The organism is Streptomyces sp. NPDC059582 (assembly GCF_042735715.1).
Classification (GTDB): Bacteria; Actinomycetota; Actinomycetes; order Streptomycetales; family Streptomycetaceae; genus Streptomyces.
On sequence record NZ_JBHWCC010000004.1, the window covers coordinates 168,840 to 183,533 of the forward strand.

The window sequence follows — 14,694 nt, forward strand, 5'->3', positions numbered from 1 at the left end:
CGCTCCGACTTTACTGGGCGGCCGGGACCGGTTCGGACACGGGTTCGGGAGCACGGCCCGCCAGCCGGTCGCGCCAGGCGGCGAGCACGGCGGCGTCGGTGGCCGGGGTGGCCAGGGAGACGACCAGGTAGGCGCCCAGGGAGGCCAGCAGACCGTAGTAGACGGGCTCGTTGGCGAGGATGCCGTAGGCCGCCATCAGGCCGATCACGGTCAGGCCGCCGACCACGACGGAGGCCAGGGCTCCGTGCACGGTGCCGCGCTTCCACAGCAGCCCGCCGAGGATGGGGACGAGGAGTCCGCCGACGAGGAGGTTGTACGCCACGGTCAGCGCCTCGACCACGTTGTTGAGGGCGATGGCCGTGGCGATGACGGCGACCCCCATGATCAGGATGAAGACGCGGTTGCCCCTGACCTCGTCGTGCGCGTCCTCGTCGCGCGCTTCCCCGGACCGCCGTCCCAGGCCGCCGCGCAGCCGCGACCAGATGTCGTTGTTGGCGACGGTGGCGCAGGCGATGAGGGCGCCGGAGGACGTCGACATCACGGCGGCGAGCGCGGCGGCCAGCACCAGGCCCCGGACGCCGACGGGCAGCTCGTCCTTGACGATGGTCGCGAAAGCGTCGTCCGGGCTGCCGAGCTTGGGGTACATCACCTTGGCCGCCGTGCCGATGACGGCGCCGGCGAGGGCGTACACCAGGCAGTAGGTGCCGGCGACCGTGCCGCCCCACTTCGCCGTGCGGTCGTTGCGGGCGGTGAAGACGCGCTGCCAGATGTCCTGGCCGATCAGCATGCCGAAGGTGTAGATCAGCACGTACGTGAAGATGGTCTCGCCGCCGATGCCCAGCGGGTCGAAGTACGCCGTGGGCAGCTTCGCCTTCATCTCGCTGAAGCCGCCGGCCTTGACGACCGCGATGGGCAGCAGCAGGAGCAGCACGCCGATCGTCTTCACCACGAACTGCACCATGTCGGTCAGCGTGATCGACCACATGCCGCCGAGCGTCGAGTACGCGACGACGATCGAGCCGCCCAGGATGATCGCGACGGTCCGGTTCATGTCGAACAGGACGTCGAAGATCGTGGCGTACGCGATGGTCGAGGTGACCGCGAGCATGAGGGTGTACGCCCACATGACCAGACCCGAGATGACGCCCGCCCGGCCGCCGTAGCGCAGGTCGAGCATCTCGGAGACGGTGTAGACCTTGAGGCGGGCGATACGGGCGGAGAAGAAGACGGACAGGGCGAGGAGCCCCAGGCCGATGGTGAAGACCATCCAGGCGCCGGACAGCCCGTACTGGTAGCCCAGCCCCACCCCGCCGATGGTGGACGCGCCGCCGAGCACGATCGCGGCCATGGTGCCGGAGTACATCGCCGGTCCGAGGCGTCGGCCCGCCACGAGGAAGTCGCTCTTCGACTTGGCGCGGCGCATGCCCCACCAGCCCATGGCCAGCATGCCGGCCAGATAGAGGACGATCACTGTGTAATCGACGGCCATGTGGGGCCTCCTTCGCGCACTCTCGGTGGCGTGTCGTGCAGTACCGGGGACGGTCGGCAGCGTTCCTCGGGGACATCCGCCCGTACCCGGGCTGCCGGTCTGCACTGACCCTAGGTGGCCGGAAAGCGACTGCGAAGTGTACGTTTCATCCATTCCGACCGTTCGGAATGGAGGGAACGCACATCATGCCGGACACTCCCGCATCAGCAGTCCCACCCACCCCACCGGTCCCGCTGTCGGCCCTGCTGGCCCGCGAGGACCTGGGTCTGCGCCAGATCGCGGGGCCCGCCGACCCCGGCCTGGTGATCCGCTGGGTGCACACCTCGGAGATGGCCGACCTGTATCCGTATCTGCTGGGCGGCGAACTGCTGCTGACGGCCGGGGTGCACATCCCGGAGGCGGCCGGGTCGGGCACCTACTTCGACGACTACGTCTCGCGGATCGTGGCGGCGGGCGGCGCGGCCCTCGGCTTCGGGCTGGCGCCGGTGCACGACACCGTGCCGCGGGCGCTGGTCGCGGCCTGCGACGCGTACGAGCTGCCGCTGGTGGAGGTGCCTGTGCAGACCACGTTCTCGGGTGTGGCCCGGGCGGTCTGGCAGCTGATGGCCCAGGCCCGGCTGGCCGAGTTGCGCCGGGTCACCGAGGCCCAGCAGAGCCTGGCCGCCGCGGCCTCCCGCCCGGACCCGGTCCCCTCGGTCCTGCGCCAGCTGGCCCAGCGGGTGAGCGGCCGGACGGTGCTGTACGGCCCGGACGGCACGGAACTCGCGACGGCGGGGCGCCTGCGCGGAGAGGAGCCCGAACTCTCGGGACTCTCCGGCCCCTCGGGACCCCCTGGGCCTCCGGGACCTCCTGAACCTCCTGAACCTCCGGGACCTCCTGGGCCTCCGGGACCCCCTGGGCCTGCTGGGCTTTCAGTGCTTTCCGGGCCCGCCGGCCGGGACGGCGAAGGCGGACCCGCGCAGCCCGCCACCCCGGCGGCCGGCGGCCCGCAGCGAGCGGCGCTCGCCCGGCTCGCACGGGTCGTCGCCGACGGGCCGTCCTCCACCGCCACCGACACCGCCGCCGGGGCGCACCTCGCGGCCTACGCCCTCGGCACGGGGCAGGGCTTCGTGCTCGGGGTCGCTGCGCCGCAGCGCGACCCCGGCGACCACACCATCGCCTCGGTGGCGGCTGTCCTGCTGTCCCTGCTCACCGGCGAGCACCAGAGCGGCACGGGGGCGGCCCGTTCGTCGGCGCTCGTCCGACTGCTGCTGGGCGCCGAGCCCGAGGCGGTGGCCCCGCTGCTGGGGGCCGAGCGCTGGAGTGTCGTGCACGCCCGTCCGGACGCCCAGGCCGCCGACCCGGTGGCCGCCTCCGCGCTGGGCGCGGCCCTCGGGTCCGCCCTGGTCGACCTCGCCGAAGGCGTCGTACGGATCCTGGTGCCCGGCGACCGTGAACCGGCCGCGCAGCCCGGCTGGACGCTGGGCGTGAGCGCGCCCGTCGCGCCACGGGACTGGCCGGCCGCCGACCTCCGGGCGGCGCGCGCCCTGGCCCGCGCCCGCGCCACCCGCGTCCCGCTGGTCCGCCACGGCGACCGCCCCGGCCTCGCGGAACTGGTCCCGCACGACGAGGCCGCCGCGCACGCCCGCACCCTTCTCGCCCCGATCGCCGCCACCCCCGCCCTCACCGAGACCCTGCGCACCTGGCTGTCCCTGCACGGCAGTTGGGACCGCACGGCGGTGGCTCTGGCGGTGCACCGCAACACCGTGCGGCAGCGGATCGCCCGGTGTGCCTCGCTGCTGACGGCGGACCTGGACGACCCGGACGTACGGATGGAGCTGTGGTTCGCGCTGAAACAGCAGTGACGCGCGGGTGGTGACGGACCGGCGGTGAAGCGGGTGAGTGACGCGTGTCCCAGCGTGCGGGACGTCGGGTGCTCGCACGTCCGCCTGCCTCACAATGGGCACCATGCCGATATCCGGGACACCCAGCCGCGCCGAACTCGTCGACCATCTCGTACGGACGCGCATCGCGGGCGACGTCGCCACGCCCCGCGAGAACAATCTCTCCCACTACCGCAAGCTGGCCAACGGCGACCGTAACTTCTGGCTCGGGCTGGAGCTCGGCGACCGCTGGACCGACGAGCAGGACGTGCTCGCGGTGATGGCGGAGCGGGTCGGCGTCAACGACGACGCCGAGTACCGGTACGGCCAGGACACCATCGACCCCGAGTTGACGGTGGCCGCGCTGGAGCGGATGGCGGGCCGGCTGCGCAAGGCCGCCGAGGGCCGGCAGCGCGTGCTGCTCGCCACCGGCCACCCGGGTGGGCTGCTCGACGTGCACCGTGCCACGGCCGCCGCGCTGCGCACCGCCGGCTGCGAGATCGTCGTCGTCCCGGAGCTGCTGCAGACCGACGAGGGCTATGTCATGCAGTTCGCGGACGTGGCGGTGCTGGAGCACGGCGCGACCCTCTGGCACACCCATTCCGGCGAGCCGATGCGCGCGATCCTCAAGGGTCTGGAGCGCGAGGGCCGCGCCCTGCCCGACCTGGTCGTCGCGGACCACGGCTGGGCGGGCTTCGCCGGTCAGCACGGCATCGACTCCGTCGGTTACGCGGACTGCAACGACCCGGCGCTGTTCCTGGCCGAGTCGGAAGGCACCCTCCAGGTGGCGGTGCCCCTGGACGACCACGTCGTCAGCCCGAGGTACTACGACCCGCTGACGGCGTATCTCCTGGCGGAGGCGGGCCTGGCGTGACCTGCCGTGATGTGCGGCTCCGGGACCCGGAGCCGCACATCACCGCAGGGGCCGCGTGGTCGCGACCGTCGTGTCAGCGCCCGCCCCAGCCGCCGCCGTGGCCGCCGCCACCCCAGCCGCCGTGGCCGCCGCCGCCCCAACCGCCGCCGCCCCAGCCATTACCCCAACCGTTGCCGTAGCCGCTCCATCCGTTGCCGTAGCCGTAGCCGTTGCCGTAGCCGCCCCAACCGTTGCCGTAGCCGTTTCCGTATAGGCCGTACACGGCGTATACGTTGCCGTTGCCATAACCCCAGCCGTTGCCGTAGCCGTAGCCGTTGTAGAAGCCGGCGCCGCGGTAGTTGCAGTTCCACCAGCTGTAACGACCGTCATTGCAGTAGCGTCCGAAGGAACTCACATCATGGCTAGGCGCGGCCGAAGCGGTGCCCGCCGCTCCGATCGCGGCACCACCGGCCAGCAGCAGGCCGGCAGCCGACGCCGCGAGAAGACGCCTGATCCGTTGGGCTTGCATGGAAGAACCTCGTTCCATCGTTCCCGCGCGGTTCCCGGAGGAACGCACGAGCATTGATGGCCGCCGCCGCAATCACCAGGGATGCGGCACGGTCTTGTTGTCACCGCGCTCCGACAAGAGGCACGGACCGCCCCCCGACGCCTTCAGGCCACCCGCGCGAAGTCATACGGGCGGAAGCTGCGGCTGTGGTCCCGCGCTACCGGAGACCACGTCGGTGGGGCACGCCGTGCGGTGCGTGGCTTTCACCCATCGAGCCTAATCCCCGACCCGCAACTCGTCATCTCGTGCGGCCGCCCGCTGCGCGGGGCCCGGCGTCGGATCCAGGTACACCCGGCTGACCACGGGGAACGCCGTCCGCAGCCGCTGCTCGGCCCGCTCGCAGGCCCACTCGATCTGGGCCGCGGTCGACACGTCCCGGAAGTCGACCTTGGCGGCGACCAGCGCCGCCCGCGGCCCCTGCACCAGGGTCGTCAGCTCCAGTACGGCCTCGATGTGCTCGTCCTTCAACAGCTCCTCGCGGATGCCCTGCCGCACCGGCTTCGGCAGCGGTCGGCCGATCAGGAGCTCGGCGTTGGAGCGGCCCAGGACCCAGGCGACCCACAGCAGGAGCAGGCCGATGAGCAGGGACGCGACGCCGTCCCAGACGCCCGAGCCGGTGAGCTGCCCGCCGAGCAGCCCGCCCGCCGCGAGGACGAGACCGACGAGCGCGGCCGCGTCCTCCATGACGACGGCCTTCACGGCGGTGTCGGCGGTGCGCCGGAGGTAGCGGGCGAAGGGCACCGCCATGCGGGCGGCCTCCCCGCGGGCCTGGCGCACGCCGGTGCGCAGGGAGAAACCCTCCAGGAGGAAGGCGACAGCGAGGACGATGTAGGAGATCAGGGGGTTGCCGAGCTCCTCGCCGGCGACCAGCGTGTGCACGCCGTCGTAGATCGAGAAGACCGCGCCGCCGACGAAGGTGGCGACGGCGGCCAGCATCGCCCAGATGTAGCGCTCGGGGCCGTAGCCGAGGGGGTGGTCCTCGTCGGCCGGTTTCTCGCTGCGCTTGAGGGCGGTGAGCAGCAGCACCTCGGTGACCGTGTCGGCGACGGAGTGCGCGGCCTCCGACAGCATCGCGCTGGAGCCGCTGAGCACGCCGGCGACCGCCTTGGCGAGGGCGATGCCCAGATTGGCGAGCGCGGCGACGATCACCGTGAAGGTGCTCTCGCCGCCGCCGTTGTCCTGCTGTGGTGCCTCCGCTGCCGCCATGCCCCTCAGTCTTGCCGAGGCACGCGCACCACGCCCTCCTGAATCACCGAAATGGCCAGCCGTCCGTCCTGGGTGTAGATCCGGGCCTGGCCCAGACCGCGGCCGCCGTGCGCCGACGGCGACTCCTGGTCGTAGAGGAGCCATTCGTCGGCCCGGAACGGGCGGTGGAACCACATCGCGTGGTCCAGGGAGGCCCCGACGACGTCGCCGACCGCCCAGCCGCCGCGGCCGTGCGCGAGCAGGACCGAGTCGAGGAGGGTCATGTCGGAGACGTAGGTGGCGAGGACGACGTGCAGCAGCGGGTCGTCGGCGAGCTTGCCGTTGGTGCGGAACCACACCTGGGAGTGCGGCTCGCGCGGTTCGCCGAACTTCCCGAAGGGCGGCTCGTCGACATACCGCAGGTCGATCGCCTCGCGGGCCTCGAGGAACTTCTCCACCACCTCGGCGCCGAGGTGGCCGTAGCCGCTCAGCCGCTCCTCGGAGGTGGGCAGCGTGGCGGGGTCGGGCGCGGCCGGCATCGGGGCCTGGTGGTCGAGACCGTCCTCGTACGTCTGGAACGACGCCGACAGACCGAAGATCGGTTTGCCGTGCTGGACGGCGACGACGCGGCGCGTGGTGAAGGAACGGCCGTCGCGGATGCGGTCGACGTCGTAGACGATGGGCGCGCCGGGGTCGCCCTGCCGCAGGAAGTACGCGTGCAGGGAGTGGGCGAGGCGGTCCGCGGGGACCGTCCGCCCGGCGGCGACCAGCGCCTGGGCCGCGACCTGTCCGCCGAAGACGCGCGGGACGACGGCGGACCGGGACTGACCGCGGAAGATGGTCTCCTCGATCTGCTCGAGGTCGAGCAGATCGAGGAGCGACTGAAGAGCCTGACTCATGCGGCCATTTCTACCGGCGAGTAATTACGCGGACCTTACAGACCCATGTTCTTGGCGATGATCGACTTCATGATCTCGCTGGTGCCGCCGTAGATGCGGTTGACGCGGTTGTCGGCGTACAGGCGGGCTATCGGGTACTCGTTCATGAAGCCGTAGCCGCCGTGCAGCTGGAGGCAGCGGTCGATCACGCGGTGCGCGACCTCGGTGCAGAACAGCTTGGCGCTGGCGGCCTCGGCGGGGGTCAGCTCGCCCGCGTCGAGGGCCTCCGTGGCGCGGTCGGCGACGGCCTCGGCCGCGTCCACCTCGGCCTGGCAGGCGGCCAGCTCGAACTTGGTGTTCTGGAAGGACGCGACGGTCTGGCCGAAGACGGTGCGCTGCTGGACGTACTCCTTGGCGAACCGGACGGCGGCCTTGGCCTGCGCGTAGGCGCCGAAGGCGATGCCCCAGCGCTCGGAGGCCAGGTTGTGGCCGAGGTAGTAGAAGCCCTTGTTCTCCTCGCCGAGGAGGTCCTCGACCGGCACCTTCACGTCGACGAACGCCAGCTCGGCGGTGTCGGAGGTCTTCAGGCCCAGCTTGTCGAGCTTGCGGCCGACCGAGTAGCCCTCGGCCTTGGTGTCCACCACGAAGAGGGAGATGCCGTGGCGGCGGTCCTCGGCGGTGGGCGCCGAGGTGCGGGCGCAGACGATCATGCGGTCGGCGTGCACACCGCCGGTGATGAAGGTCTTGGCGCCGTTGAGGACGTAGTGCGTGCCGTCCTCGGAGAGCTTGGCGGTGGTCTTCATGCCCGCGAGGTCGGAGCCGGTGCCCGGCTCGGTCATCGCGATGGCCCACATCTCCTCGGCGGAGACGAACTTCGGCAGGTACCGCTTCTTCTGCTCGTCGGTGGCGAGCAGCTTGATGTAGGGCAGGCCGAGCAGCACGTGCACGCCGGAGCCGCCGAAGGAGACACCCGCGCGGGCGGTCTCCTCGTACAGGACGGCCTCGAACTTGTACGAGTCGATGCCGGCGCCGCCGTACTCCTCGTCGACCTTGATGCCGAAGACGCCCAGCTCGGCGAGCTTGTAGTAGAAGTCGCGCGGCGCCTGGCCCGCGGCGAACCACGCGTCGTACTCCGGTACGACCTCGGCCTCGATGAAGGCGCGCAGGGTCTCCCGGAACGCCTCGTGATCCTCGTTGAACACCGTACGGCGCACGCCGCCACCTCCACGTCTCGGCCGTCGTCAGCTGTCTAAGCGCTTGCTCAGATCAACCGTACCGGCCGGTAGGGAGGGGCGTCGAGGGGCTCGAGCGTAACGCTCGTCACGCCTGCTCGGGCTGCTCCGGCCCGGCCGCCGCGGCCAGGGCGCCGCGCGCCATCCGGTGCAGCAGCTCCGCCGTCACCGCGCGCCCCGGCAGGGCGCCCGGGCGGCCGAGGTGGGGCGTCGAGTTCAGCAGGCCGAAGACCGAGTGCACCGCCGAGCGGGCGGCCGGCTCGGCCAGCGCCGGATACACCTCGCGGACGAGCTCGACCCACAGTTCGACGTACTGCCGCTGGAGCTGGCGCACCAGCTTGCGGTCGCTGTCACGCAGCCGGTCCAGCTCACGGTCGTGCAGCGTGATGAGGGGGCGGTCGTCGAGCGCGAAGTCGATGTGCCCCTCGATGAGCGAGTCGAGAACCGCCTCCGGGGGAATCCCGCCGGCCTCCTTCAGGCGCTGCCTCGCGCCGGTCAGCAGCTGACCGCTGATGCCCACCAGCAGCTCGGCGAGCATCGCGTCCTTGCCCGCGAAGTGCCGGTAGAGACCGGGGCCGCTGATGCCGACCGCGGCGCCTATCTCGTCGACTCCGACACCGTGGAACCCGCGCTCGGCGAACAGCCGGGCGGCCTCCTTGAGGATCTGTTCGCGCCGCGTGGGGGCGTCGGTTCTCGTGGCCATGCAATCGATTCTAGACAGGGAGGTTAGCGGTCGTTAACCTGAAGGAAATGGTTAACGCTCATTAACAGTCGATCGCTGGGTGAGGGGACCGCAGGATGCAAGAGGCACCGGAGCTGACGAGCGCGGCAGACCCCGCGTCGGAGGCCTGGCGGGCCAACGAGGAGGCGCACCGCGTCCTCGTGGAGGAACTGCGCGCGAAGCTGGCCGCGGCCCGGCTGGGCGGCGGTGAGAAGGCGCGGGCCCGGCACACCGCGCGCGGCAAGCTGCTGCCGCGGGACCGCGTGGACACGCTGCTGGACCCCGGCTCGCCCTTCCTGGAGCTGGCCCCGCTCGCCGCCGACGGGATGTACGACGGACAGGCCCCGGCGGCGGGTGTCATCGCCGGCATCGGGCGGGTGAGCGGCCGCGCCTGCGTGATCGTCGCCAACGACGCCACCGTCAAGGGCGGCACGTACTACCCGATGACGGTGAAGAAGCACCTGCGCGCCCAGGAGGTGGCGCTGGAGAACCGTCTGCCCTGCATCTACCTCGTGGACTCCGGCGGGGCCTTCCTGCCCATGCAGGACGAGGTCTTCCCCGACCGCGAGCACTTCGGGCGGATCTTCTACAACCAGGCGCGGATGTCCGGCGCCGGGATCCCGCAGATCGCGGCCGTGCTCGGATCGTGCACGGCCGGCGGGGCGTACGTCCCGGCGATGAGCGACGAGGCCGTGATCGTCCGGAACCAGGGCACGATCTTCCTGGGCGGCCCGCCGCTGGTGAAGGCGGCCACCGGCGAGGTCGTCACCGCCGAGGAGCTCGGCGGCGGCGAGGTGCACGCGCGGGTGTCGGGCGTGACCGACCACCTCGCGGAGGACGACGCCCACGCGCTGCGGATCGTTCGGAACATCGCCGCCACCCTCCCCGCGCGCGGCACGCTGCCCTGGGAGGTCACCGCGGCCGTCGAACCGAAGGTGGACCCGTTCGGGCTCTACGGCGCCGTTCCCGTCGACTCCCGCACCCCCTACGACGCACGCGAGATCATCGCGCGCGTGGTCGACGGGTCGCGGTTCGCCGAGTTCAAGTCCGAGTTCGGGCAGACCCTGGTCACCGGCTTCGCCCGGATCCACGGCCACCCGGTCGGGATCGTCGCCAACAACGGCATCCTGTTCTCCGAGTCGGCCCAGAAGGGCGCCCACTTCATCGAGCTGTGCGACCAGCGCGGCATCCCGCTGGTGTTCCTCCAGAACATCTCGGGCTTCATGGTGGGCAGGGACTACGAGGCGGGTGGCATCGCCAAGCACGGCGCCAAGATGGTCACGGCGGTGGCGTGCACCCGGGTCCCGAAGCTGACGGTCGTGGTCGGCGGGTCGTACGGCGCGGGCAACTACTCCATGTGCGGGCGGGCGTACTCGCCCCGCTTCCTGTGGATGTGGCCGAACGCCAAGATCTCCGTCATGGGCGGGGAGCAGGCCGCCTCCGTTCTCGCGACCGTCAAGCGGGACCAGCTGGAGGCGCGCGGGGAGTCCTGGCCCCTGGAGGCGGAGGAGTCCTTCAAGGACCCGATCCGCGCCCAGTACGAGCACCAGGGCCACGCCTACTACGCCACGGCCCGGCTCTGGGACGACGGCGTGATCGACCCGTTGGAGACCCGGCAGGTGCTGGGCCTGGCCCTGACGGCGTGTGCCAACGCGCCCCTGGGCGAGCCCGCCTTCGGCGTCTTCCGGATGTGAGGGGACCACAGACCATGTTCGACACAGTCCTTGTGGCCAACCGGGGCGAGATCGCCGTGCGCGTGGTGCGGACGCTGCGCGCGCTGGGCGTGCGTTCGGTGGCCGTCTTCTCCGACGCCGACGCGGACGCCCGGCACGTCCGGGAGGCCGACACGGCGGTCCGGATCGGTCCGGCACCGGCGGCCGAGAGCTATCTGTCGGTGGAGCGGCTGCTGGCGGCCGCGGCCCGGACCGGAGCGCAGGCGGTGCACCCCGGATACGGCTTCCTCGCGGAGAACGCCGCGTTCGCGCGCGCGTGCGCCGACGCGGGACTGGCCTTCATCGGCCCCCCGGCGGACGCGATCTCCCTCATGGGCGACAAGATCCGCGCCAAGGAGACGGTGCAGAAGGCCGGTGTCCCGGTCGTGCCCGGATCGAGCGGCAGCGGGCTCACGGACGCCGAACTGGCGGACGCGGCCCGGGAGATCGGCATGCCGGTGCTGCTGAAGCCGTCGGCCGGCGGCGGCGGCAAGGGCATGCGGCTGGTGCGGGACGCGTCGGCGCTGGCCGACGAGATCGCCGCCGCCCGCCGCGAGGCCCGCGCCTCCTTCGGCGACGACACCCTGCTCGTCGAGCGCTGGATCGACCGGCCCCGGCACATCGAGATCCAGGTCCTCGCCGACGCCCACGGGAACGTGGTGCACCTGGGTGAGCGCGAGTGCTCGCTCCAGCGCCGGCACCAGAAGATCGTCGAGGAGGCGCCGAGCGTGCTCCTGGACGAGCGGACCAGAGCGGCGATGGGCGAGGCGGCGGTCCAGGCGGCCCGCTCCTGCGGGTACCGGGGCGCGGGCACGGTGGAGTTCATCGTTCCCGGCAGCGACCCGTCCTCGTACTACTTCATGGAGATGAACACCCGCCTCCAGGTGGAGCACCCGGTCACCGAGCTCGCCGTGTCCATCGGTCCGGCCGGCGCCGGTCGCGGCCTGGACCTGGTGGAGTGGCAGCTGCGGGTGGCGGCGGGCGAACGGCTGCCGTTCACCCAGGACGACGTCCGGCTGACCGGGCACGCCGTCGAGGCCCGCATCTGCGCCGAGGACCCCTCCCGCGGGTTCCTCCCGTCGGGCGGCACGGTGCTGCGGCTCGTCGAGCCGCAGGGCGACGGCGTGCGCACCGACTCGGGGCTCAGCGAGGGCACCGAGGTCGGCAGCCTCTACGACCCGATGCTGGCCAAGGTGATCGCGTACGGGCCGGACCGCGCGACCGCGCTGCGCCGCCTGCGCGCGGCCCTCGCGGAGACGGTCACGCTGGGCGTGCCGACCAACGCGGGGTTCCTGCGCCGGCTGCTGGCCCATCCGGCGGTCGTCGCGGGCGAGCTGGACACCGGCCTGGTCGAGCGGGTGGCGGGCGACCTCGTCGGCACGGACGTGCCCGAGGAGGTCTACGAGGCCGCCGCCGCCGTGCGCCTGGACGCGCTGCGGCCCAAGGACGAGGGCTGGACCGATCCGTTCTCGGTGCCGAGCGGGTGGCGGCTGGGCGGGACGCCCCGGCCGGTCGGCTTCCCGCTGCGCGTGCAGGACCCGGTGGAGTACGTGCCGCGCGGCACCCACACCGTCACCGAGGACCGGGTCCACGTGACCCTGGACGGCGTCCGCCACACCTTCCATCGCGCCGCCGACTGGCTGGGCCGGGACGGCGACGCCTGGCACGTGCGCGACCACGACCCGGTCGCCGCGTCCCTCGACCGGGCCGCCCACTCCGGCGCCGACTCGCTCACCGCGCCCATGCCGGGCACGGTCACCGTGGTGAAGGTGGCCGTCGGGGACGAGGTGAGCGCCGGTCAGAGTCTGCTGGTCGTCGAGGCGATGAAGATGGAGCACGTCATCTCCGCCCCGCACGCCGGCACGGTCGCCGAGCTGGACGTCCGGCCGGGCACGACGGTCGCGATGGACCAGGTGCTCGCCGTCGTCGCACCGCACGAGGAGGCGGAATGACCGTCCAGGCACTGCCCATGGTCGTACCGGCCCCGGGCCTGCCCACGCGGGTGCGGATCCACGAGGTCGGCGCCCGCGACGGGCTGCAGAACGAGAAGACGACCGTGCCGACCGAGGTGAAGGCGGAGTTCGTGCGCCGGCTGGCCGACGCCGGCCTGGGCACGATCGAGGCGACCAGCTTCGTGCACCCGAAGTGGGTACCCCAGCTCGCCGACGCCGAGCAGCTGTTCCCGCTCGTCGCCGGGCTGCCGGTGGACCTTCCGGTGCTCGTGCCCAACGAACGCGGCCTGGAACGGGCGCTGGCGCTCGGCGCGCGCCGGGTCGCCGTGTTCGCCAGCGCCACCGAGTCCTTCGCCAAGGCCAACCTCAACCGGACGGTGGACGAGGCGCTGTCGATGTTCGCGCCGGTGGTGGCGCGGGCGAAGGCCGAGGGCGGGCACGTCCGCGGCTATCTCTCCATGTGCTTCGGCGACCCGTGGGAGGGGGCGGTGCCCGCCCACCAGGTCGTCCGGGTCTGCACGGCGCTCCTGGACATGGGCTGCGACGAGCTGAGCCTCGGCGACACCATCGGGGTCGCGACCCCCGGCCAGGTGCGCGAACTGCTCGCCGCGCTCGACGCCCAGGGTGTCCCCGCCGACGTGCTGGGCGTGCACTTCCACGACACCTACGGCCAGGCCCTCGCCAACACCCTGGCCGCGCTCCAGCAGGGCGTCACCACCGTCGACGCCTCCGCCGGCGGCCTCGGCGGCTGCCCCTACGCCAAGTCCGCGACCGGCAACCTCGCCACCGAAGACCTCGTGTGGATGCTGCGGGGCCTCGGCATCGACACCGGCGTCGACCTCGGCCGTCTCGTCGCCACCAGCGTGTGGATGGCCGACCGACTGGGCCGACCCAGCCCGTCCCGCACCGTACGAGCCCTCTCCCACCAGGAGCAGTGAACACGATGGACCACAAGCTCTCCCCCGAACTCGACGAACTCCGCCGCACAGTCGAGGAGTTCGCCCACGACGTCGTGGCTCCCAAGATCGGCGACTTCTACGAACGGCACGAGTTCCCGTACGAGATCGTCCGTGAGATGGGCCGCATGGGCCTGTTCGGGCTGCCCTTCCCGGAGGAGTACGGCGGCATGGGCGGCGACTACCTCGCCCTGGGCATCGTGCTGGAGGAACTGGCCCGGGTCGACTCGTCCGTGGCCATCACCCTGGAGGCCGGGGTCTCCCTGGGCGCGATGCCGATCCACCTCTTCGGCACGGAGGACCAGAAGCGGGAGTGGCTGCCCCGGCTGTGCTCCGGCGAGATCCTCGGCGCGTTCGGTCTCACCGAGCCGGACGGCGGCTCGGACGCGGGCTCGACCCGGACGACGGCGCGGCTGGACCCGGACACGGACGAGTGGGTGATCAACGGCAGCAAGTGCTTCATCACCAACTCGGGTACGGACATCACGGGTCTGGTGACGGTCACCGCGGTCACCGGCCGCAAGCCGGACGGGAAGCCCCTGATCTCCGCGATCATCGTCCCGTCCGGCACCCCCGGCTTCACGGTAGCGGCCCCCTACTCGAAGGTCGGCTGGAACGCCTCGGACACCCGCGAGCTGTCCTTCTCGGACGTGCGGGTCCCGGCCGCGAACCTGCTGGGCGAACAGGGCCGCGGGTACGCGCAGTTCCTGCGCATCCTCGACGAGGGCCGGGTCGCCATCGCGGCCCTGGCGACCGGGCTGGCGCAGGGCTGTGTGGACGAGTCGGTGAAGTACGCGAAGGAACGGCACGCCTTCGGCCGGCCGATCGGCGCCAACCAGGCCATCCAGTTCAAGATCGCCGACATGGAGATGAAGGCCCACACGGCCCGTCTCGCCTGGCGCGACGCCGCCTCCCGGCTGGTGACCGGGGACCCCTTCAAGAAGGAGGCGGCCCTCGCCAAGCTGTACTCCTCCACGATCGCCGTGGACAACGCCCGTGACGCCACCCAGATCCACGGCGGCTACGGCTTCATGAACGAGTACCCGGTGGCCCGTATGTGGCGCGACTCCAAGATCCTGGAGATCGGCGAGGGCACGAGCGAGGTCCAGCGGATGCTGATCGCCCGGGAGTTGGGGCTGGTGGGCTGAGCCGTCCGGCGGGCGGGCGGCAGCCGTCGCCCGCCCGCCGGTCGGGGCGGACGGGGCACCCCCGCCTCGGCCGCCGGTCGGGCCGGGCGACGCGCCCCCGACCCTGGACACAAGCTGAGGTTAGGCTAACCTACCTTC

The 14,694-nt window shown here is 72.1% G+C and carries 12 protein-coding genes; 6 read left to right on the top strand and 6 right to left on the bottom strand.

The genetic code is table 11. The annotated features are described in order from the left end of the window. Nucleotides 1-10: 10 nt before the first annotated feature. Nucleotides 11-1,489: a sodium:solute symporter gene (locus ACFV0T_RS05755; protein ID WP_385774818.1), complete on the bottom strand. Its 1,479-nt coding sequence runs from the start codon at nt 1,487-1,489 to the stop codon at nt 11-13. A 167-nt stretch (nt 1,490-1,656) separates the two neighbouring features. Here ACFV0T_RS05755 and ACFV0T_RS05760 point away from each other — a divergent pair, with 167 nt between their 5' ends. Together ACFV0T_RS05760 and ACFV0T_RS05765 are read left to right on the top strand one after the other, a co-directional pair. After that, nucleotides 1,657-3,333, top strand: a complete 1,677-nt coding sequence (locus tag ACFV0T_RS05760; RefSeq protein WP_385774820.1) for a PucR family transcriptional regulator ligand-binding domain-containing protein — start codon at nt 1,657-1,659, stop codon at nt 3,331-3,333. A gap of 103 nt (nt 3,334-3,436) precedes the next feature. Then, entirely contained in the window at nt 3,437-4,225 is a 789-nt protein-coding gene (locus tag ACFV0T_RS05765) for a phosphatase (protein WP_385774822.1), read from the top strand. A 73-nt stretch (nt 4,226-4,298) separates the two neighbouring features. Here ACFV0T_RS05765 and ACFV0T_RS05770 read toward each other — a convergent pair whose 3' ends face one another. The 5 genes from ACFV0T_RS05770 to ACFV0T_RS05790 all read right to left on the bottom strand — a co-directional run bounded on the left by ACFV0T_RS05770 (nt 4,299) and on the right by ACFV0T_RS05790 (nt 8,770). Next, entirely contained in the window at nt 4,299-4,619 is a 321-nt protein-coding gene (locus tag ACFV0T_RS05770; RefSeq protein ID WP_385774825.1) for a hypothetical protein, read from the bottom strand. A 369-nt stretch (nt 4,620-4,988) separates the two neighbouring features. After that, nucleotides 4,989-5,978 (bottom strand): cation diffusion facilitator family transporter, encoded by a 990-nt coding sequence (locus tag ACFV0T_RS05775; RefSeq protein ID WP_385774828.1) that lies wholly within the window; start codon nt 5,976-5,978, stop codon nt 4,989-4,991. A 5-nt stretch (nt 5,979-5,983) separates the two neighbouring features. Continuing rightward, nucleotides 5,984-6,856 carry an acyl-CoA thioesterase gene (locus tag ACFV0T_RS05780; protein ID WP_385774830.1) on the bottom strand — a complete coding sequence of 291 codons (873 nt, stop codon included), beginning with the start codon at nt 6,854-6,856 and terminating at the stop codon, nt 5,984-5,986. Between the two features lie 35 nt (nt 6,857-6,891). Further along, nucleotides 6,892-8,049 carry an acyl-CoA dehydrogenase family protein gene (locus tag ACFV0T_RS05785; RefSeq protein WP_385774832.1) on the bottom strand — a complete coding sequence of 386 codons (1,158 nt, stop codon included), beginning with the start codon at nt 8,047-8,049 and terminating at the stop codon, nt 6,892-6,894. 106 nt (nt 8,050-8,155) lie between these two features. Then, nucleotides 8,156-8,770, bottom strand: a complete 615-nt coding sequence (locus ACFV0T_RS05790; RefSeq protein WP_385774834.1) for a TetR/AcrR family transcriptional regulator — start codon at nt 8,768-8,770, stop codon at nt 8,156-8,158. A gap of 95 nt (nt 8,771-8,865) precedes the next feature. Here ACFV0T_RS05790 and ACFV0T_RS05795 point away from each other — a divergent pair, with 95 nt between their 5' ends. From ACFV0T_RS05795 to ACFV0T_RS05810, 4 genes are read left to right on the top strand one after another with little or no spacing between them, the layout of a single operon-like run. Next, nucleotides 8,866-10,482, top strand: coding sequence for a carboxyl transferase domain-containing protein (locus ACFV0T_RS05795; RefSeq protein ID WP_385774836.1), 1,617 nt, complete (start codon nt 8,866-8,868; stop codon nt 10,480-10,482). A 14-nt stretch (nt 10,483-10,496) separates the two neighbouring features. Next, the gene (locus ACFV0T_RS05800; protein ID WP_385774838.1) at nt 10,497-12,452 is read left to right on the top strand and encodes an acetyl/propionyl/methylcrotonyl-CoA carboxylase subunit alpha; all 1,956 of its coding nucleotides are present in this window, start codon (nt 10,497-10,499) and stop codon (nt 12,450-12,452) included. Next, nucleotides 12,449-13,390, top strand: coding sequence for a hydroxymethylglutaryl-CoA lyase (locus tag ACFV0T_RS05805; protein WP_385774840.1), 942 nt, complete (start codon nt 12,449-12,451; stop codon nt 13,388-13,390). The genes ACFV0T_RS05800 and ACFV0T_RS05805 overlap by 4 nt, the downstream gene beginning before the upstream one ends. 5 nt (nt 13,391-13,395) lie before the next feature. Then, a complete protein-coding gene (locus tag ACFV0T_RS05810) occupies nt 13,396-14,556 on the top strand; it encodes an acyl-CoA dehydrogenase family protein (protein WP_385774841.1) in 1,161 nt (386 codons plus the stop codon). Nucleotides 14,557-14,694: the final 138 nt, after the last annotated feature.